Here is an 18,969-nt window from a genome sequence, read left to right on the forward strand (position 1 = left end):
CCGCGGCCGATTTACGCACCGCGGCCGAAAAAACGCCGCTGGCTTCACTTTCCGTACCGCCCTGGGCCGTCGCCTCGGCCACGGCGATGGGTGATGATCACCGTCGGATCGAAGGCCTGATCGGGCCGGGCACCTGGAACGTCAACCCGTCGGCGTCCCCACAGGAAATCCTCGAGTCACTGATCAGCGCCAGCGCCGAGCACTACGCGAGGTCGGGTCTGCTGGACACCGCCACCGCGATGAACATCTCGCCGTACAACGTCCTGGTGGTCGCCTCGCTGGTTCAGCGGGAGGCCAAACCGCAGGACTTCGCCAAGGTGGCACGGGTCATCTACAACCGACTGGCCGAGCACCGCAAGCTGGAGTTCGACTCGACGGTGAACTATCCGCTGGACCGCCGCGAGGTCGCGACCACCGACGGCGACCGCGGCAATTTCACGCCGTGGAACACCTACGCCAACGACGGCCTGCCCGCGACGCCGATCTGTTCGCCCGGCACCGACGCCCTCCAAGCGGCCGAACATCCCGAAGACGGCGACTGGCTGTACTTCGTGACCATCGACCCGCAGGGCACAACGTTGTTCACCCGCGACTATCAACAGCATCTGGCGAACATCGAGTCCGCCAAACGTAACGGTGTCCTCGACAGCGCCCGCTAAAAGGGCGGCGGTGCTCGGTTCGCCGATCGCGCATTCGCGCTCTCCGCAACTGCACTTGGCCGCCTACCGGGCGCTCGGCCTGGATGGGTGGACCTATCAGCGGATCGAGTGCGGTGCCGACGAATTGGCAGGCGTCGTAAGCGGATTCGGCCCGGAATGGGTAGGCGTGTCGGTGACCATGCCCGGCAAATTCGCGGCGCTGCGATTCGCCGATGAGCGCACCGACCGCGCCGAGCTGGTCGGTTCGGCCAACACGCTGCTGCGGACGTCGAGTGGGTGGCGGGCCGATAACACCGACATCGACGGCGTGGCAGGGGCATTGGGCTCAGAAGGCTTCGCGCCGGGTGCCGCGGTGGTCGCGGGTTCCGGCGGCACGGCGCCGGCGGCGATCGTGGCACTGGCCGAATTGGGCATCACCGACATCGCCGTCGTCGCACGCAACCCGGACAAGGCCGCCGGGCTGGTCGAGCTGGCTGACCGGGTCGGTGCAGTGGCCCGGTTCTGCGACCTGAACGACGGCGCGATCAGCGATGCGGTCGCTGCCGCCGGAGTTTTGGTCAACACCTTGCCCGCCGAGGTCGCGGCGCGTTACGCGGCGTCCTTCGCCGATGTGCCGGTGCTGCTGGACGCGATCTACGACCCGTGGCCGACGCCGCTGGCGTCTGCGGTGGCCGCCGCGGGCGGCCGGGTGATCAGCGGTCTGCAGATGCTGTTGCACCAGGCCTTCGCGCAAGTCGAACAATTCACAGGTCAACCCGCGCCGCGAGCGGCGATGGCGGCGGCCTTGGATTAGCCTGCGGTGCATGCTGACCGCGGCCGTGCTGCTGTGGATGGCGGCGCTGACCGGCTACGACGTCCGGCAACGCCGACTGCCCAACCGGCTCACCCTCGCGGGATTCGCGGCGATGATGCTCGTCGCCGCCGGCTTAGGCCACGGCCCGGCAGCGGCGCTGGGAGCCGCGGCGTTGACCACGGTCTATCTGCTGGTGCATCTGCTGGCGCCGACGGCGATGGGCGCCGGGGACGTGAAGCTGGCTCTCGGTTTGGGTGCGCTGACCGGATGCTTCGGCGCCGACGTGTGGTTGCTGGCCGCGATTGCGGCGCCCCTGTTGACCGCTGTGGTGGGCATCGTGGCGCGGCTCGGCTGGTCGGCGACGACGGTGCCGCACGGCCCGTCGATGTGTCTGGCCAGCGCTGCCGCGTTAGGGCTGGCCCAGCTGTAGTTGTCGCACCCCACGGCAATGAGCCCGGCTATGGGCCGCGCCAGGGACTTTGGTGGGGATAGTCGTCGTCGGACAGGGGCACTGTCTGCTGCTGTTCGATCCAATCGGCGAGATCGGCATCGGTAAAGCTGATTTCGGGTCCCGGGTAGCCGATTGCAGCGATATCGAAGACAGAGTCGATCATGGCTGGCTTCCTTCCCGTCAGGTTGTGCGGCGAAAAGTGTTAGTGATTCACGAGATTCACGAGGTTCACTGGTGCTCCGTCACTGGAGGTGGTGGCCAAGCTGCCCGCCCCCCGGGGAATCGCCTGGATGGGCATCGGCGTGTCCTCACACGACGAGGTGAGGCGCGCCCGTTGTGTGGCCGGGGGTGTGCGGGCGGCTCGGCTATATCTGCGGGGATGCCATCACCTGCCTTTCACGTCGACTCGATGATTTTGCTCGCGGGCTGTTCTCGGTTCGGGGGGCCGCGTTGAACGGCGCGGACGGGCTGCACTGGTCCGCTCCGCGGGCGGACCAATGCACCGCACGACCTGCCAGCCAACCGGGGCTCGATGACGGCGCAGCCGATGGCTGGTGGCGCCGGCGGCTGACGGGCAGGGGTGAGCGCTGCGCACAAGATTGCGTCGACCTCGGCGATCAGCGCTGCGACATCGGGATCCAGGTACAGAATTTCTGATTCCGGACTATCGATGGTGTCGCTGGTCGCCGGCGCCGCCGTGACTATGTGCCTCATCGTGGCTCACCCATCCCGCGCTCACCGGCCGATCAAGCGTTGATCACCTTGTGTCCGTTGCCGGGGCCCACCGCGATCTTGCGGGGCTTAGCCTTCTCGGCCACCGGGATCCGCAATCGCAATACCCCTCCGTCGTAGGAGGCCGCGATCTTCTCGGTGTCGAGGTTGTCACCCAGCACCAGCTGCCGGCTGAATACCCCGCGGGGGCGTTCGCTGGCCAGCATCTCCCGGCCGGGATCAACAGCGGGACGCTGAGCGCGCACGGTCACGACGTTGCGCTCGATGTCCAGGTCCAGCGAATCCTCGTTGACCCCGGGCAGATCGAATTCGACGACGAATTCCTCACCCTCGCGCCAGGCGTCCATCGGCATCGCGGCCGGACGGGCCGCGGTCCCCAACACCTGCTGGGTGAAGCGATCAAGGTCCCGGAACGGATCTGTTCGCATCAGCATGGTCGCCACCTCCAACTCTCTAATCTGGTGTCAGACGTCAGTTAATGTGTGCCATTTGGCATAGATTTGATATAGCACGTGTATGCTTCTTAGGCAAGAACCAGATAAGATTTTCTGACGCCATGCGAGGGGCATGAGTAACTACCAGCAGCGCGGCCCCGGACCCGCACCCGACCAGGGCGTGTACGGCATCTCCGTGGTCGCCGAACTGTGCGGCGCACCCGTCCAATCGATACGGCTCTGGGAACGCCATGGTCTGCTCACCCCAGCACGAACCCAGGGTGGCACCCGCCGTTACAGCGCAGAGGACCTCACCCTGATCGGCCGCATTGCCGACTTGGCGGCCGCCGGCGTCAACATCGCCGGCATCACCCGCATCCTCGATCTCGAAGATGCCAACAGCGCCCTGCGCACCGCCGGATCGTCGCGCCAATAGTCGGTGCAACCGCATCAGGTGAGCGCGATGCGATCCGCGGAAGTGGCAGCGTCTGGCAGCGCCGACGGTCGATCTGGCAGCGGCTTACGCCGCACCATCGCCTTATGACGAATGCAGCGATTTCGCGTAGCCCCGACCGAATCAACGACACACGCTGGCGCTCCGTCGGCACCGATCTCGCGTTCTGGACCGTGGTAGGTGCGGTTGTCGCCGCGCTGAGCGGTCCGCTCGGCGAGATGTGGGGCGTGCCGCGGGGCGACCTGGTCGCCGGTGGGTTGGCGTTCCTTGCCGGCGGCGCCTTGTTGCTGCTCGGGCTGAACCGGATCCGTCCCATCTCCCGCGGCGTTGCGCTGGGTTGCGGGGTTTCCAACCTGTTGCTGGCGCCGACGCTGTGGGTGGCGGCGGCCCTTGGCTGGCTTCCGTTGAGCTCCGCGGGTAACTGGGCGCTGGCCGGCGCGGGCGACGTGGCCCTGGTGCTGGGCGTCTGGCAGCTCGCCACGGCGCGACGTGCGCGCTAGCGCGCACTCTGCCGCTTTTTAATTGTCGAGGCCTGTCGTGGGAAGATGGGACTCGTGTTGCGATGGACTACTGCTGGTGAATCGCACGGTCGAGCATTGGTGGCCGTGGTCGAAGGGATGGTCGCCGGACTGACCGTCACCTCCGACGACATCGCCGACCAGCTGGCCCGCCGTCGCCTCGGCTACGGCCGGGGCGCCCGGATGAAGTTCGAGCGCGACCAGGTGACCGTGCTGGCCGGGGTGCGTCACGGCGTCACCCTCGGCGGGCCGATCGCCATCGAGATCGGCAACACCGAATGGCCGAAGTGGGAAACCGTGATGGCACCCGACCCGGTCGACGCCGCGGAGCTGGAGGTGGCGCGCAACGCGCCACTGACCCGGCCGCGACCCGGTCACGCCGACTATGCGGGCATGCTCAAATACGAGTTCGACGACGCGCGCCCGGTGCTCGAGCGGGCCAGTGCCCGCGAGACCGCTGCCCGCGTCGCGGCCGGAACCATCGCCCGGCAGTTCCTGCGGCAAGCCCTCGGCGTCGAGGTGCTGTCGCACGTCATCTCGATCGGCGACTCAGCGCCTTACGAAGGCCCGCCGCCGCAGGCCGGTGACCTCGCGGCGATCGACGCCAGCGGGGTGCGGGCATTCGACAAGGCGGCCGAAGAGTCGATGATCGCCGAGATCGAAGCCGCCAAGAAGGACGGCGACACCCTGGGCGGTGTCGTGGAAGCCGTCGCGGTCGGATTACCGGTCGGGCTGGGCTCGTTCACCAGTGGCGACAACCGACTCGACAGCCAACTCGCCGCCGCCGTGATGGGCATCCAGGCGATCAAGGGCGTGGAAATAGGGGACGGGTTCGCCACCGCGCGCCGGCGTGGCAGCCGGGCGCACGACGAGATGTACCCGGGGCCCGACGGCATCGTGCGCTCGACCAACCGGGCCGGCGGGCTGGAAGGCGGAATGACCAACGGTGAACCGTTGCGGGTGCGCGCCGCGATGAAGCCGATTTCCACCGTGCCGCGCGCGCTGGCCACCGTGGACATGACGACCGGCGATGAGGCCGTCGCGATCAACCAGCGCTCGGATGTCTGCGCGGTGCCCGCGGCCGGCGTGGTGGTCGAGACGATGGTGGCGCTGGTGCTGGCTCGCGCCGCACTGGAGAAGTTCGGTGGCGATTCGCTGACCGAGACCCGCCGCAACATCGACGCCTACCTGCGGTCGGTGGCCGAGCGTGAACCGGTCAGCGAAGTTCGGGCGTCCGGGTAACGCTGATGGCGCCGAAAGCAGTGTTGGTCGGACTGCCGGGATCCGGTAAGTCCACCATCGGGCGACGGCTGGCCAAGGCCCTCAACGTCGGCATGCTCGACACCGACGCGGCGATCGAGGAGCGGACCGGACGCCGCATCGCCGACATCTTCGCCACCGACGGGGAACAAGAATTCCGTCGCATCGAAGAAGAGGTAATTCGGGCGGCACTGGCCGAGCACGATGGCGTCCTGTCGCTTGGCGGCGGTGCGGTGACCACTCCGGGGGTGCGTGCCGCGTTGGCCGGCCATACCGTCATCTACTTGGAAATCACTGCGGCCGAAGGGGTTCGGCGCACCGGCGGCAACACGGTGCGGCCGCTGCTGGCCGGGCCGGACCGGGCTGAGAAGTTTCGCGCGCTGATGACCCAGCGTGTTCCGCTCTACCGGAAGGTCGCCACGATTCGGGTGAACACGAGCCGTCGCAACCCTGGAGCCGTTGTCCGGCACATCGTGTGCCGCCTGAACGAGCCGAAACCGGGCAACCTCGCGCGCAACCGCCGCCGCCCGCCGTGGCGCCGCACGCCGTCCCCGGAAGTGCCCAGCGCGCCCGAGCCCCGAACCGGGCCGCCGCCCACCCCCGCCACGCCGGCCGCGCTGGCCGCGGCCCGTCGCGCCGAGGCGGACAAATGACGGACCTCCCCGAACCGGTCACGGTGCAGGTGGCCGTCGATCCGCCCTACCCGGTGCTGATCGGCACCGGGCTGCTGGGCGAGCTGGGCGAGCTGCTCGCCGGCCGGCACCGGGTCGCCATCCTGCATCAACCGGTGCTGACCGAGACGGCCGAGGTGATTCGACACCACCTGGCGGACAACGGCATTGACGCACATCGTATCGAGATTCCGGATGCCGAAGCCGGCAAGGACCTACCGGTGGTGGGTTTCATCTGGGAAGTGCTGGGCCGCATCGGCATTGGCCGCAAGGACGCCTTGGTGAGTCTGGGCGGCGGGGCCGCCACCGACGTCGCGGGCTTCGCCGCGGCGACCTGGCTGCGAGGCGTCTCGATCGTGCACATGCCCACCACGCTGCTGGCGATGGTCGACGCGGCGGTCGGCGGCAAGACCGGGATCAACACCGACGCCGGTAAAAACCTGGTGGGCGCGTTTCATCAGCCCGCCGCCGTACTGGTCGACCTGGCGACCTTGCAGACGTTGCCGCACAACGAAATCGCGGCCGGCATGGCCGAAGTCGTCAAGGCCGGCTTCATCGCCGACCCGGTGATCCTCGACCTGATCGAGGCCGACCCGCACGCGGCGCTGGACCCGTCGGGGGAGGTGCTGCCGGAGCTGGTCCGACGCGCGATCGTGGTCAAGGCCGAAGTGGTCGCCGCGGACGAGAAAGAGTCCGAGCTGCGCGAAATCCTCAACTATGGGCACACATTAGGCCACGCGATCGAACGGCGGGAGCGCTATCAATGGCGACACGGCGCCGCGGTGTCGGTGGGGTTGGTGTTCGCTGCCGAATTGGGCCGGCTGGCAGGGCGTCTCGATGACGCCACCGCGGAGCGCCACCGCAGCATCCTGACCTCGCTGGGGTTGCCGACGAGCTACGACGCCGACGCGTTGCCGCAACTCTTGGAGTCCATGGCCGGCGACAAGAAATCGCGTTCAGGGGTCCTGCGGTTCGTGGTGCTCGACGGCCTGGCCAAGCCCGGTCGGCTGGAAGGTCCGGACCCGGCCCTGCTGGCGGCCGCCTACGCGGAGGTGGGCACTCGATGAGCGTCAACGTCATCAACGGACCCAACCTCGGCCGGCTCGGCCGTCGCGAGCCCGAAGTCTACGGCGACACCACCCATGACGATCTGGTCGCGCTGGTCGAACGTGAGGCCACCGAACTCGGCGTGAAAGTCGTTGTGCGACAAAGCGACAGCGAAGCTCAGCTGCTGGACTGGATCCACCAGGCCGCCGACGCGAAAGAACCGGTGATCCTCAACGCCGGCGGGCTGACCCACACGTCGATCGCCCTGCGGGACGCCTGTGCCGAGCTGAGTGCCCCCTTGGTCGAGGTGCATATCTCCAATGTGTATGCGCGCGAAGAGTTTCGGCATAACTCGTACCTGAGCCCGGTGGCGACCGGGGTCATCGTGGGATGCGGCGTCCAGGGGTATCTACTGGCCCTGCGGTACCTGGCCAGCCTCGGCCGCTAGTGGTCGTCTGACTTCGGCTTTTCGATGTGCTCGGTGGCCGGCTCGGAATGCTCGTGGGCCGGCAGCGCCTCGGTCTTCTCGGCACTGGGCGTCGGCCAGGGAATCTTCTTGGTCTGTTCCTCGCTGGCGCCTGGGCCGGCGGCTTCCGTCGTCTCGTCGGCTTCCTGGCTGTAGGCCGTCGGCGCCTCGTACTCGCGTTCGGCGGTCGCGACGGACGTCGACTGTTCCTGCGGCCAGGCGACACCCTCACCGGCGGCCTGCTCCGACCGGACCGCGGCGAACACGTCGGTGTCGGCCCGATCGTCTTCGCCGCGGGTGCCGCTCTGCGGCTTGTAGGCGCCGGTACGGTCAACGCGCCAGCGGCCGATGGCAACCCCGCTGAGCGCGCCAAGGAACACCACCAAGGCGGTGAAGGCCGCGAACGTGGTCAGCTCGTTGATCAGACCGCCGACGTACAGCGCCTTGTAGAACACCGCGACCAGCCAGGTCACCGCACCGCTGACCAGCCCGGCAACCAGGCCGGCCAGCAGCCACGTCATCGCCAGATCGCCGCGACGGTCCGGGTCGGGGTTGGAGGCGGCGTCCTCGCGGCCGTCGATCAGCCCCCAGGCGACCACGCCGGCGATGAACAGAAGAAGCAGCGCGATGCTGATCAATGCGGCGTGCGTTTGCCACACGCTGATCAGCGTCCCCTGAAACAGCCGAACGACGACCATCGCGGCGCCGAACACCAGGCCACGCAGCATCCAGTTAGTCATGGGGCCACAGCGTAGCGAGTAGCGTCACACGGCGTGACACATTCCCAGCGGCGAGCCGCACTCGGAGCTCGACTTCGGGCGGCCGAACTGGATGCGATGCTGGTCACAGACCTGGTCAACGTTCGCTATCTGTCCGGCTTCACCGGGTCCAATGCGGCTCTGCTGGTGTTCGCGGACGGTGATGACGCCGTTTTGGCCACCGACGGTCGCTACCGCACCCAGGCCGCCCAACAGGCGCCCGATCTTGAAGTGGCCATCGAGCGGGCCTGCGGGCGCTACCTGGCCGGGCGGGCCGCGGCCACCGGGGCGCAGCGGGTGGGCTTCGAGAGCCACGTGGTCACGGTGGACGTCTACGATGCACTCGCCGCTGCGGCGGCCGAGGGCGGCGGCGCCGAGTTGGTCCGCGCCGCACAGACCGTGGAGGCGCTGCGCGAGATCAAAGACGCCGGGGAGGTGGCGCTGCTGCGGCTGGCCTGCGAAGCCGCCGACGCCGCGCTGACCGACCTGATCGCCCGCGGCGGCCTGCGGCCGGGCCGCACCGAGCGCGAGGTGGGCCGCGAGCTGGAGGCGCTGATGCTGGACCACGGCGCCGACGGCATCTCCTTCGAGACGATCGTGGCCAGCGGGGCGAATTCGGCGATTCCGCACCACCGGCCCACCGAGGCGGTGCTGGCCGACGGGGACTTTGTCAAGATCGACTTCGGCGCCCTGGTCGGCGGTTATCACTCCGACATGACCCGCACCTTCGTGCTGGGCAAGGCTGCCGACTGGCAGCTGGAGATATACCAGCTGGTCAGTGATGCGCAGCGAGCCGGCCGGGTCGCGCTGGAAGCCGGTGCCGGCCTGGCCGACGTGGACGCCGCGGCGCGCGAGGTGATCGTCGCCGCGGGGCACGGCGCGCACTTCGGTCATGGTCTCGGCCACGGGGTGGGGCTGCAGATCCATGAAGCGCCGGGGATCAACGCTACCGCCGCCGGTACATTACGTGCGGGCTCTGTGGTCACCGTGGAGCCCGGCGTCTATTTGCCAGACCGTGGCGGCGTCCGCATCGAGGACACGCTGGTTGTGGCTGACGAAACCTCCGGACACGCACCGGAATTGCTCACCCGGTTCCCCAAGGAACTGGCGATTCTAGCCTAGCTATCTACCTGCTCTGACCAGGTAATACATGGGTCGGAATCTCTGGCGGCGTGCGCTCGTCACCGCTCGCCTCGCCGTCCTCGCCCGCAGCCATCAGGGCCGCAGCCGTCACGTCCCGACCAGAACGTCTGCGATGAGTAGCCAGCCTAACCTCACGCGGGCACCGGGGCGTCGGCGCGGAGGAGACCCTCCTGCTTGAGCTCGGCCCAGAGGTCGGCTGGGATCGGGTGGGTGAACGTCTCCACGTTGCGCTTCACCTGCGCGACTCCCTCCGAGCCTGGGATGACCGACGCGACTTTCGGATGCCCGAGCGGGAATTGAAGCGCCGCGGCCGCGAGGGGGACGCCATGGCGCTCGCAGACAGCCTCGATCCGACGCACCTTGTCGACGACGTAGTCCGGCGCGGGTGCGTAGTTGTAGTGGGCGCCGGGCGTCGGGCCGGTCGCGAGGATCCCGCTCTGGAACGGTGCGCCAATGATGAACGAGCAGCCCTGCGCCACCGCCTGAGGGACCTCGTCGTCCAGCACCTCCTGGTGAAGGAGCGTGTATGGCGTGGCGATGAGGAAGAAGTCCAGCGGCAGGTACTCGAGGAAGCGAGGAATCATCCCGCGTTGGTTGATGCCTGCCCCGACTGCGCGGATCAGGCCAGCCTGCTTCAGCTCCAAGATCGCGCGCCACCCGGACTCGAACAGCTGCCCGAGGTAGAACTCGAGCTCGGGGCCGGTGCCGTGGTAGAGGTGGTCCAGGTCGTGGATCACTGCCACGTCGTAGCGGGGGATGCCCAGCCGGAGCTGGCTCTGCTCGTACGAGCGCATGAGCCCGTCGTAGGAGTAGTCAAAGATGACGTCCATCCTGAGGCCGCCGGTCCACGGCGTGTGGTCGAAGAGCTCTGGGCGCTCGGGGGCGCGCAGCCACCTGCCAATCTTCGTAGACAGGACAAACTCGTCGCGGGGCTTGCCGCGGAGGCCGGAGCCAATCCGCAGCTCGGAGAGGCCCCGCCCGTACCACGGCGCTGTGTCGAAGTAGCGAATCCCGGCGTCCCACGCCGCGCGAACGGTATCGACCGCGCCTTCCTCGTCAAGGATCGCGTTCAGCTCGCCGATGGACGCCCCGCCGAACCCGAGCTGCGTGACTGCCACACCGGTGCGCCCAATCTCGCGCTTCGCCGCCAGCTCCATTAATCCCTCCTCGGTCAGCCCTTGATCGAAGCCCCTCGTCGCTGGGCTTGTTTCCATTGAGTCAACTTTTGAGACTTGCTGAACCGGTCGTTATTGTTGGGCAACTTATCCCCAGCGCCGACGAGCAATTCATCGCCGCGCCGTCCAGCCTCGGCTGCAACATCACCGACCGCGCGCTCGCCATCGCCAACCGGCGCCAATGCGCCGTCGTGTCGGCATCCGCCGCCGCGGTCGAACGCCGCCACACTCCGACACGACCACACGGGTCTGACGCTGGACAGGGCGAGAGTTCATCGGCCTCGCGCTCGCCGTCTACTGCCCGCAGTACAGCGACGGTCCACGCGCCAGGGGTCGCCCCGTAAAGCCGATTGATCGCACCTTGCACGGCCGTCGATACGGGTCCGCGTGGCTGAACCTTTCGCCGAGCGCTTATCGCCTCGGCTCAGCTCAATCCCGGCGATGTGAGCTCACCAGCGGTGCGGGTAAGCTCCGCTGGGTATCTGGTGGGCTCCCATCAACGCAAAAAGTGGCTTTCTCTAGGAGATTTACCGACTGTGGCATCGACTGCCGATTTCAAGAACGGACTCGTGCTGGTGATCGACGGCCAGCTGTGGCAGATCATCGAGTTCCAGCACGTCAAGCCCGGCAAGGGTCCGGCGTTCGTCCGCACCAAGCTGAAGAACGTGCTCTCCGGGAAGGTCGTCGACAAGACCTACAACGCCGGGGTGAAGGTGGAGACCGCGACGGTGGACCGCCGCGACACCACCTACCTCTACCGCGACGGCAGCGACTTCGTGTTCATGGACAGCCAGGACTACGAGCAGCACCCGTTGCCGGAGTCGCTGGTCGGTGACGACTCCCGGTTCCTGCTGGAGGGCCTGCCGGTGCAGGTGGCGTTCCACAACGGCGCGCCGCTGTACATCGAGCTTCCGGTGACCGTCGAACTTGTGGTCACGCACACCGAGCCGGGTCTGCAGGGTGATCGGTCCAGCGCCGGCACCAAGCCGGCGACCGTCGAGACCGGCGCCGAGCTTCAGGTTCCGCTGTTCATCAACACCGGCGACAAGCTGAAGGTCGACTCCCGCGACGGCAGCTACCTGGGACGTGTCAACGCGTGAGTCGGCCCGTCCGGGGGCGGCATCAGGCGCGTAAGCGCGCCGTCGACTTGTTGTTCGAAGCCGAGGCTCGCGGATTGACCCCGGCCGAGGCGGCAGACGCCCGCACCGCGCTTTCGGAGGCCAAATCCGATGTGGCGCCGCTGAACCCGTACACGGTGACGGTGGCCCGCGGCGTCACAGAGCACGCCGCCCACGTCGACGACTTGATCGCTTCGCATTTGCAGGGCTGGACGCTGGAACGGCTGCCGGCTGTGGACCGGGCCATCCTGCGTGTCGCGGTGTGGGAGCTGCTGCACGCCGATGACGTGCCCGGGCCGGTCGCCGTCGACGAGGCGGTGGAGCTGGCCAAGGAGCTGTCCACCGACGACTCGCCCGGCTTCGTCAACGGGGTGCTCGGCCAGGTGATGCTGGTGACGCCGCAGATCCGGGCGGCCGCCCAAGCGGTTCGGGACGCCGGCGATTCATGACCCGGCTGGAGCTGCGCGCTCTGATCGCCGCCGTTCTGGCGGCGACGGTGATTCTGGGCGCGGTGATGTGCGCGGCCTACGGGCAGGCGGCGATCGCGGCGGCGCTGGCGATCTATGCGCTCGGGGTCGGCGCGTGGCTGTATCACTCGATCGAGCGTCTCCTGCTGGCCCGCCGTATCGAGACGGTTCGCGATGCCGTCACGCCATTCCGGCCGTTGCTTCCGGTGATGGCCGCGATCATGGCGTTAACCCAAGCCGTGGTGCGATCGCTGTCCGACGCCACCGAGGTCGCCCCGCGCCGCTGGATTCCGATCACCCGCGGCAGGAAAGACGACGACTTCGAGGCCTGAGCCCGTCGCGGGGTTGCTGTCTCTGAGCGTCTGGTGAGGCAGTTGTGGCAATCCAGGTGGAGGTGACAAAACGCCCGCATAGTGGTTAACAGAGGGACACACTGGCGTTATGGACCGAAACGGCAGGCGCCCCAGACGGCTGCGTGTTTCCGCGCTGGCGGCGGTGGCGAACCCGTCGTACTCGCGCATCGACACCTGGAACCTGCTCGACGACGCATGCCACCAGTTGGCCGTCGTCGACCGCGCCGGAATGGACACCGCCCACGAGGCCGCCCGGGTGCGGCGCCTGCTCAACCGGCTCAGCGCGTACGAGCGTTACTGGATCTACCCGGGTCCGGAGAACCTGGCGGCCTACTGCGGCTATCTGGATCAACTCGCCACGGTCAGCCTCGCCGAACAGGTGTCGCTGGCGGTGCGACTGCTCTCCGAATACGGCGACCGCGCGGCCTTGTTCGACACCTCCACGTCGCTGGCCGATCAGGAGTTGGTCGCGCGGGCCAAGGAACAGCAGTTCTACACCGTGCTGCTCGCCGACGACGCCCCGGTCACCGCACCCGAAGGCCTGGCGGAAAGTCTGCGCGCGATTCGCGACGTCGGCGACGACGTGCAGTTCGAGCTGCTCGTGGTGTCCAGCGTTGAGGACGCCATCACCGCGGTCGCGTTGAACGGGGAGATCCAGGCGGCCATCATCCGCCACGACATTCCGCTGCGGTCCCACGATCGGGTGCCGCTGATGACCACACTGCTCGGCCGAAACGACGACGTGGTGGCCACCGACCGCACCCACGACTGGGTCGAGTGCGGCGAGTGGATCCGCGAACTGCGACCACACATCGACCTCTACCTGCTCACCGACGAGTCGATTGCCGCCGAGGCCGAGGACCAGTCCGACGTCTACGACCGCACCTTCTATCGGCTCAACGACGTCACCGACCTGCACACCACCGTGCTCGCCGGTATCAGGAACCGTTATTCCACACCGTTTTTCGACGCGCTACGGGCCTACGCGGCACGGCCGGCCGGTCAATTCCACGCGCTGCCCGTCGCCCGCGGCGCCAGCATCTTCAACTCCAAGACGCTGCAGGACATGGGGGAGTTCTACGGCCGCAACATCTTCATGGCCGAGACCTCGACCACCTCGGGCGGACTGGACTCGCTGCTGGACCCGCACGGCAACATCAAAAAGGCGATGGACAAAGCCGCGCGCACCTGGAACTCCAACCAGACCTACTTCGTCACCAACGGAACGTCGACCGCGAACAAGATCGTCGGGCAGGCGCTGACTCGGCCCGGCGACATCGTGCTGATCGACCGCAATTGCCATAAGTCGCACCACTACGGTCTGGTGCTGGCCGGGGCGTACCCGCTCTACCTGGATGCCTACGAGCTCCAGCCGTTCGCGATCTACGGCGCCGTGTCGCTGCAGACCATCAAAAAAGCACTGCTCGACCTGGAGGCTGCCGGGCAGTTGGGCCGGGTGCGCATGTTGTCGCTTACCAATTGCACATTCGACGGCGTCGTCTACAACCCGCGCCGGGTGATGGAAGAGGTGCTGGCGATCAAGCCGGACATCTGCTTCCTGTGGGACGAGGCGTGGTACGCCTTCGCCACCGCGGTGCCGTGGGCGCGGCAACGCACCGCGATGATCGCCGCCGAGCAACTCGAATTGATGCTGTCGTCGCCGGCTTACGCGCAGGAGTACCAGCAGTGGCGTGAGTCGATGCAGGGCATCGACCGCGTCGAGTGGAGCGAACACCGGTTGCTTCCCGACCCCAGCCGGGCCCGGGTCCGGGTCTACGCCACGCACTCGACGCATAAGTCGCTGTCTGCGCTGCGGCAGGCGTCGATGATCCATATCCGCGACCAGGATTTCCAATCCCAGTCGCGCGACGCGTTCGGTGAGGCGTTTCTGACTCACACGTCGACCTCGCCCAATCAGCAGCTGCTCGCGTCGCTGGATCTGGCCCGTCGGCAGGTCGACATCGAAGGTTTCGATATGGTGCGCTATGTCTACGACATGGCGCTGGTCTTCCGTCACCGCGTTCGCAAAGACCGGCTGATCAGTAAGTGGTTCCGCATCCTCGACGAATCCGATTTGGTACCTGACGAATTCCGGCTTTCCGCGGTGAGCTCCTACCGCCAGGTGCGCCAAGGAGCGTTGGAGGAGTGGAACGAGGCGTGGCGGTCCGACCAATTCGTGCTCGACCCGACGCGGGTCACGCTGTACCTGGGTCAAACGGGCATGAACGGATACGACTTCCGCGAGAAGATCCTGATGGACCGGTTCGGCATCCAGATCAACAAGACGTCGATCAACAGCGTGCTGTTGATCTTCACGATCGGGGTGACCTGGTCGAGCGTGCACTATCTGCTCGACGTGTTGCGCAGGGTGGCCACCGATTTCGACCGAACCCAGTGCGCGGCCAGCAGGGACGACCGCGCCCTGCACCGGCGCAGGGTCGAGGAGATCACCGAGGACCTGCCGCCGCTGCCGGACTTCAGTGAGTTCGACAGCGCCTTCCGGCCCGACGACGCCAGCTCGTTCGGCGACATGCGTTCGGCGTTCTACGCCGGCTACGAGGACGCCGACCGCGAACACGTCATGCTCGGGGAGGCCGGCCGTCGGCTTGCTGACGGAAAGTCCCTGGTGTCAACCGGATTCGTGGTGCCGTATCCGCCGGGCTTTCCGGTGCTGGTTCCGGGCCAGGTCGTCTCCAAGCAGATCCTGTACTTCCTCGCTCAACTCGACGTCAAGGAAATTCACGGATACAACCCCGATCTGGGGTTGTCGGTGTTCACCGAGGACGCGCTGAAACGAATCAATGCGGCGCGGTGTTCCGACACGGTCAACATCCACGACGGGCATAACGGTAATCGCTAGGCTTACCGCCCATGGCGTCTTCGGTTAGTGCGACCAATTCCCGGCTATCCGTGGATGACTGGGTGCAAGAGGGTTTTCGGGTGCTGGCCGAAGACGGTGTCAAAGCCCTGACCCTCGGCCATCTGTGCACGCGTCTGGGCGTCACGAAGGGCAGCTTTTACTGGCATTTCAGCGACATGACGGCCTACCGTAACGCGCTGATCGACACCTGGGCCGTGGTCCGCGACGAGGACCGGTCCTTCGATGGGCTTGCTGCTCAGCCGCCCCGGGAGCGGCTGTCGCGGATGATGACGGCGCTGGTGGGTCCGCGGCGGCACTGGATGCTGGAGCGCGCCATGCGTGAGTGGGCACGATCGGAGTCCGCGGTGGCGGCCGCGGTTCGGGCATCCGATCAGAAGGTCATCGCCGCGGTCCGGCAGGCTTTCCTCGATTCCGGTTTCGACCATAAGCAGGCCGAGATGCGCGCTAGCGCGACATTCGCCGCCGGCATCGGTTTCCTGCACCTCTCCGGTTCCAGGCCCAGCCCGTTGGCTGCCGGGCGCCGCGAGGATTTTCTGGAAGTCATGCTGCGGCACTGACTTCCAGACGGCAGCCGCGAACTCGCGGGCGCTGGAGATCGGCGCCAAGGTGTCGCCGTTCGCGATGGTCTAGCGCAGCGCTTGGGCGTACAGCAGACTGTCGCGTGGTTCAGGTCCGAGGTTTGGGTAGATCGTATGACGGGCCAGCCGGCCTTCACGGACGAACTCGGCTCGCTCCAGCAGTTGTACCGAACGCTCGTTGTCGACATGACAGGTCGCCCAAACGCGGTACACGTCGGGGTCGGCGCGCAAGGTGGACATCAGCATGTCTAGCGCTTCGAACATCAAACCCTTGCCCCACCAACGCCGGCCGAGAGAGTACCCGATTTCTGCGGCGTACGGCATCGGGCGTGCGCAACTGAGCATCCCGACGATCTCGTCGCTGTGCTGCAGCACCATCACCCAGGTTCGCACATGCGCGTCGACGTTCATCCGCTCGGCAATCACTCGCCGCGTGGCGCCCACGTCGGGATGCGGTGTCCACAGTAGGTATTTGGTGACCTGCGGATCGCGGGCAATCCGTTGATACAGCGGCCCGGCGTCGTCGATGACCGGCAGGCGCAGCAGGAGTCGCGGTCCCTCGATGCGCTCAGGAATGAACTCAGCCATTACAGACCCAGCGCTCGATACGTGCGGTGTACGAATTTGGGTTGCACCGCTTGAAGTTTCGCCCGCGAGGTATTGCCTGCGACCGCGGCAGCGGCATCGGCCGACAATGCGGGCATGTTCTGGATCAGGTACAGCAGGATCAGGTCGGCCGTCGGATCGGCCTGCCACCACGTCCCGTACGCGCCGGGCCAACTGAATGTCCCGAGACCACCCGGCCCGAACAGCGGGGCCGATTTCGCCGGATCGGTGACCACTGACAGATTGAGCCCGAAACCGCGCCCGATCCAGAACGGTGATCCGAGGAAGTTATGCCGCTTATGGTCGTCGGTGAGCCGGTCGGTGTGCATCAGCCGTGCCGATTCCGCTGAGAGCACCCGGACACCGTTAACTGTCCCGTCGCGCAAAAGCATTTCGATGAACCCCAGGTAGTCATCCGCAGTCGACCACAGCCCGCCACCGGCATTGCAGAACGCCGGGGGCGCGATGTGCGGCTGGCCCATCACGTCGTGCTGGAGTTTGTCGTTGCCGTCGAGCCGGTACATGGTCGCCGCGCGTCGGCGACCCTCCAGCGTCACGTGGAATCCGGTGTCAATCATGCTCAGCGGCTGCAGGATTCGTTCGTCGAGCACCTGATGGAACGGTTTTCCTTCGATCCGCGAAGCCAGTATGCCGACCACGTCGGTGGAGTGGCCGTAGGTCAGTCGTTCACCCGGTTGATGCACCAGCGGTAGCTCGCCGAGCGCGGCCAGCCACGCGTCGGGGCCCTGCCCGAACGGCAGCCGGATGTAGGCCCGGGAGATCGGTCCGCCGACCGAGAATCCGTAGCCCAGGCCGCTGGTGTGGGTGAGCAGGTCTTCGACCAGAATTGCCCGTTGAACCGGATGGGTTCGATCCATTGGGCCGGTCGGATCGTCCAGCACTCGCAGGTCGGCGAATTCCGGCAGCCAGCGCACGACCGGGTCGCGCAGCGCCACCTTGCCCTCGTCGACCAGGCTCATCAGGGCCGCGACGGTGACCGGCTTGGTCATCGACGCGATGCGAAACAGCGTGTCTCGCTGCATCGGTAACTGGGCATCGACGTCCCGGGAGCCGATTTCGTTGACCTGCAGCATTTTTCCGTGCTGCCACACCATGGTCACGGCGCCGGCGAGCAGACCGGCGTCGCAGGCGTCACGAATGGAGGCCTGGTTGCCGTCGAGATTCACCCGAGTCAGGTTAGCCAGTGGCGTGGCGCACGGACATACCAGGTCCGACGCCGGCAGCCCTAAGGCTGGTTCTGGTCGTGTGGCTGCACAAACGGACGAAGGTGACGGCGAGTTCGGTGATCCGGCGCCCCGGCCTCGCCGTCGGCATGGTTTCCTCGCGCGTAGTCGCCTTCCCACGGCACCCGCTCTCCCACGGTGGTGTCCGTCGCTGCCTGGGTTTGTCCCATCTCGTGGCGTGATCGAAGGAAGAACTCGTACTTGCGGCGCAGGTCTTCGTCGGATTCGATGGGCTTGAGTTCGGGGGCGAATTCATCCAGCTCACCTCGGCGCTGCGGCACGATCATGCAGATCGGCTCATCGATCTCGAATCGCACCGGCATCAACTGGCGGGTGAATTTCCAGTTCATGCTGAAACTTGAACTGGCCCAGTCGGTTTCGACGACGCCCTCGAGCGCTGAAACGGCATCTTTCGGATGGTTCGCCGGCCCGCGGACCAAGAGATCGTAGCCAGGCGGAGTGCGAAACAGGATCGGCAGATGCCAGGTCAGAATGCCGTAGCCGAAATTGCTCGCAGGCAGAAGCTGACCGGGGTCGCGCCGGTCGGGCACGATCATCAGACCTGCGGGGGTGTTGCCACCCATCCAGGTAGCGGTGAACGCGCTCGGATTGCGCAGCTCCCAGCCACCCTGATTGGCAATGAGCAGCGGCAAACAGCGATTCGCCCAACCTCCGCGCGTCTCTGACATCCACGCCCGGTTGATCGGCGCGGGTCTGATCGGCGGCGCGTGCTCACTGGCGAGGAATCCGATCAGTGGCCGGTCCGGCACGTTCGACTCGTCGCTCATCGGATCCTGGAATCCCTTTCCCAGAAACATGGCCCACGTCATGCTGCGGCGGTTGGCGGCCCGTTGGAACTCGGATGAGATTACTAACCGCTCCTGGGTGAGTGCTGTGGCGGGTGCCGCCGGAGTGCCGAACAGAAGTCCTCCTCGCAATTCGCTCAGAGCGGTCAAGGGGCTGCGCCCCGGTGTGGGTGGATGGAAATTCGGCCTGAGCGCCCAGGACGCTCACCAGGGCATTCGTCCTATTTCCGAGTGAGGTGGGCACATCGAAAGTCCTTTGGCGCAGGTGCTGAAGCGACGCTTGTGACGTGACAGGTCAATGAGGCTGTGCGGCAAGGCGATTGGGGTCCAGCACGTCGACCCCGTCGCTTCGCCA

Annotated in this window: 24 protein-coding genes; 15 read left to right on the forward strand and 9 right to left on the reverse strand. The window is 66.7% G+C overall.

Features of this window, described 5'->3' with window-relative positions; genetic code table 11:
• The 3 genes from mltG to VGH54_RS25015 all read left to right on the forward strand — a co-directional run.
• Positions 1–659: endolytic transglycosylase MltG (gene mltG, locus VGH54_RS25005; RefSeq protein ID WP_331514820.1), on the forward strand; the 659-nt coding region annotated here is incomplete at its 5' end.
• Positions 637–1,452: a shikimate dehydrogenase gene (locus VGH54_RS25010; RefSeq protein WP_331514821.1), complete on the forward strand. Its 816-nt coding sequence runs from the start codon at positions 637–639 to the stop codon at positions 1,450–1,452. The genes mltG and VGH54_RS25010, both read left to right, overlap by 23 nt.
• Before the next feature lie 10 nt (positions 1,453–1,462).
• Entirely contained in the window at positions 1,463–1,882 is a 420-nt protein-coding gene (locus tag VGH54_RS25015) for an A24 family peptidase (RefSeq protein WP_331514822.1), read from the forward strand.
• Positions 1,883–1,910: 28 nt separating this feature from the next.
• Here the strand turns inward: VGH54_RS25015 and VGH54_RS25020 are convergent, their stop codons facing one another.
• The 3 genes from VGH54_RS25020 to VGH54_RS25030 all read right to left on the reverse strand — a co-directional run bounded on the left by VGH54_RS25020 (position 1,911) and on the right by VGH54_RS25030 (position 3,069).
• Positions 1,911–2,066: a hypothetical protein gene (locus tag VGH54_RS25020; RefSeq protein ID WP_331514823.1), complete on the reverse strand. Its 156-nt coding sequence runs from the start codon at positions 2,064–2,066 to the stop codon at positions 1,911–1,913.
• Between the two features lie 233 nt (positions 2,067–2,299).
• Entirely contained in the window at positions 2,300–2,617 is a 318-nt protein-coding gene (locus VGH54_RS25025) for a hypothetical protein (protein ID WP_331514824.1), read from the reverse strand.
• Positions 2,618–2,649: 32 nt separating this feature from the next.
• Positions 2,650–3,069, reverse strand: coding sequence for an HSP20 family small heat-shock protein (locus VGH54_RS25030; RefSeq protein ID WP_331514825.1), 420 nt, complete (start codon positions 3,067–3,069; stop codon positions 2,650–2,652).
• Positions 3,070–3,202: 133 nt separating this feature from the next.
• On the opposite strand from VGH54_RS25030, the gene VGH54_RS25035 reads away from it, so the two are divergent.
• The 6 genes from VGH54_RS25035 (at position 3,203) to aroQ (ending at position 7,467) form a co-directional block, all read left to right on the forward strand.
• Positions 3,203–3,505, forward strand: a complete 303-nt coding sequence (locus VGH54_RS25035) for a MerR family transcriptional regulator (protein ID WP_331514826.1) — start codon at positions 3,203–3,205, stop codon at positions 3,503–3,505.
• Positions 3,506–3,609: 104 nt separating this feature from the next.
• Positions 3,610–4,023, forward strand: coding sequence for a hypothetical protein (locus tag VGH54_RS25040; protein ID WP_331514827.1), 414 nt, complete (start codon positions 3,610–3,612; stop codon positions 4,021–4,023).
• Between the two features lie 54 nt (positions 4,024–4,077).
• The gene (gene aroC / locus VGH54_RS25045) at positions 4,078–5,283 is read left to right on the forward strand and encodes a chorismate synthase (protein ID WP_331514842.1); all 1,206 of its coding nucleotides are present in this window, start codon (positions 4,078–4,080) and stop codon (positions 5,281–5,283) included.
• 5 nt (positions 5,284–5,288) lie between these two features.
• A complete protein-coding gene (locus VGH54_RS25050) occupies positions 5,289–5,954 on the forward strand; it encodes a shikimate kinase (protein WP_414688797.1) in 666 nt (221 codons plus the stop codon).
• A complete protein-coding gene (aroB, locus tag VGH54_RS25055) occupies positions 5,951–7,039 on the forward strand; it encodes a 3-dehydroquinate synthase (RefSeq protein WP_331514828.1) in 1,089 nt (362 codons plus the stop codon). Before VGH54_RS25050 ends, aroB begins: the two co-directional genes overlap by 4 nt.
• Positions 7,036–7,467 (forward strand): type II 3-dehydroquinate dehydratase, encoded by a 432-nt coding sequence (gene aroQ, locus VGH54_RS25060; RefSeq protein WP_331514829.1) that lies wholly within the window; start codon positions 7,036–7,038, stop codon positions 7,465–7,467. The genes aroB and aroQ overlap by 4 nt, the downstream gene beginning before the upstream one ends.
• On the opposite strand, the gene VGH54_RS25065 is transcribed toward aroQ, so the two are convergent.
• On the reverse strand, positions 7,464–8,225 hold the full coding sequence (locus tag VGH54_RS25065; protein ID WP_331514830.1) for a B-4DMT family transporter: 762 nt from the start codon (positions 8,223–8,225) through the stop codon (positions 7,464–7,466). The two genes, aroQ and VGH54_RS25065, sit on opposite strands and share 4 nt — an antisense overlap.
• Before the next feature lie 33 nt (positions 8,226–8,258).
• Between VGH54_RS25065 and VGH54_RS25070 the strand changes: the two genes are divergently transcribed.
• A complete protein-coding gene (locus VGH54_RS25070; protein WP_331514831.1) occupies positions 8,259–9,365 on the forward strand; it encodes a Xaa-Pro peptidase family protein in 1,107 nt (368 codons plus the stop codon).
• Between the two features lie 152 nt (positions 9,366–9,517).
• On the opposite strand, the gene VGH54_RS25075 is transcribed toward VGH54_RS25070, so the two are convergent.
• Positions 9,518–10,543, reverse strand: coding sequence for an aldo/keto reductase (locus VGH54_RS25075; RefSeq protein ID WP_331514832.1), 1,026 nt, complete (start codon positions 10,541–10,543; stop codon positions 9,518–9,520).
• 14 nt (positions 10,544–10,557) lie between these two features.
• A complete protein-coding gene (locus VGH54_RS25080; RefSeq protein ID WP_331514833.1) occupies positions 10,558–10,788 on the reverse strand; it encodes a hypothetical protein in 231 nt (76 codons plus the stop codon).
• 309 nt (positions 10,789–11,097) lie between these two features.
• Here VGH54_RS25080 and efp point away from each other — a divergent pair, with 309 nt between their 5' ends.
• The 5 genes from efp (at position 11,098) to VGH54_RS25105 (ending at position 15,937) form a co-directional block, all read left to right on the forward strand.
• A complete protein-coding gene (gene efp / locus VGH54_RS25085) occupies positions 11,098–11,661 on the forward strand; it encodes an elongation factor P (protein WP_331514834.1) in 564 nt (187 codons plus the stop codon).
• Positions 11,658–12,128 (forward strand): transcription antitermination factor NusB, encoded by a 471-nt coding sequence (gene nusB, locus VGH54_RS25090; RefSeq protein ID WP_331514835.1) that lies wholly within the window; start codon positions 11,658–11,660, stop codon positions 12,126–12,128. The genes efp and nusB overlap by 4 nt, the downstream gene beginning before the upstream one ends.
• Complete coding sequence (locus tag VGH54_RS25095) at positions 12,125–12,478, forward strand: antitermination protein NusB (protein ID WP_331514836.1); 354 nt, start codon at positions 12,125–12,127, stop codon at positions 12,476–12,478. The genes nusB and VGH54_RS25095 overlap by 4 nt, the downstream gene beginning before the upstream one ends.
• Positions 12,479–12,587: 109 nt before the next feature.
• Entirely contained in the window at positions 12,588–15,359 is a 2,772-nt protein-coding gene (locus tag VGH54_RS25100) for an aminotransferase class I/II-fold pyridoxal phosphate-dependent enzyme (protein ID WP_331514837.1), read from the forward strand.
• 11 nt (positions 15,360–15,370) lie between these two features.
• Positions 15,371–15,937, forward strand: a complete 567-nt coding sequence (locus tag VGH54_RS25105) for a TetR/AcrR family transcriptional regulator (RefSeq protein ID WP_331514838.1) — start codon at positions 15,371–15,373, stop codon at positions 15,935–15,937.
• Between the two features lie 69 nt (positions 15,938–16,006).
• Here VGH54_RS25105 and VGH54_RS25110 read toward each other — a convergent pair whose 3' ends face one another.
• The 3 genes from VGH54_RS25110 to VGH54_RS25120 are packed head-to-tail and all read right to left on the reverse strand — an operon-like array spanning position 16,007 to position 18,596.
• A complete protein-coding gene (locus VGH54_RS25110; RefSeq protein ID WP_331514840.1) occupies positions 16,007–16,546 on the reverse strand; it encodes a GNAT family N-acetyltransferase in 540 nt (179 codons plus the stop codon).
• Positions 16,546–17,751, reverse strand: coding sequence for a serine hydrolase domain-containing protein (locus tag VGH54_RS25115; protein ID WP_331514841.1), 1,206 nt, complete (start codon positions 17,749–17,751; stop codon positions 16,546–16,548). The genes VGH54_RS25110 and VGH54_RS25115 overlap by 1 nt, the downstream gene beginning before the upstream one ends.
• Before the next feature lie 59 nt (positions 17,752–17,810).
• Positions 17,811–18,596, reverse strand: a complete 786-nt coding sequence (locus VGH54_RS25120; RefSeq protein WP_331514843.1) for a DUF6065 family protein — start codon at positions 18,594–18,596, stop codon at positions 17,811–17,813.
• Between the last annotated feature and the right edge of the window lie 373 nt (positions 18,597–18,969).

Source organism: Mycobacterium sp. (assembly GCF_036488105.1).
Taxonomy (GTDB): domain Bacteria; phylum Actinomycetota; class Actinomycetes; order Mycobacteriales; family Mycobacteriaceae; genus Mycobacterium.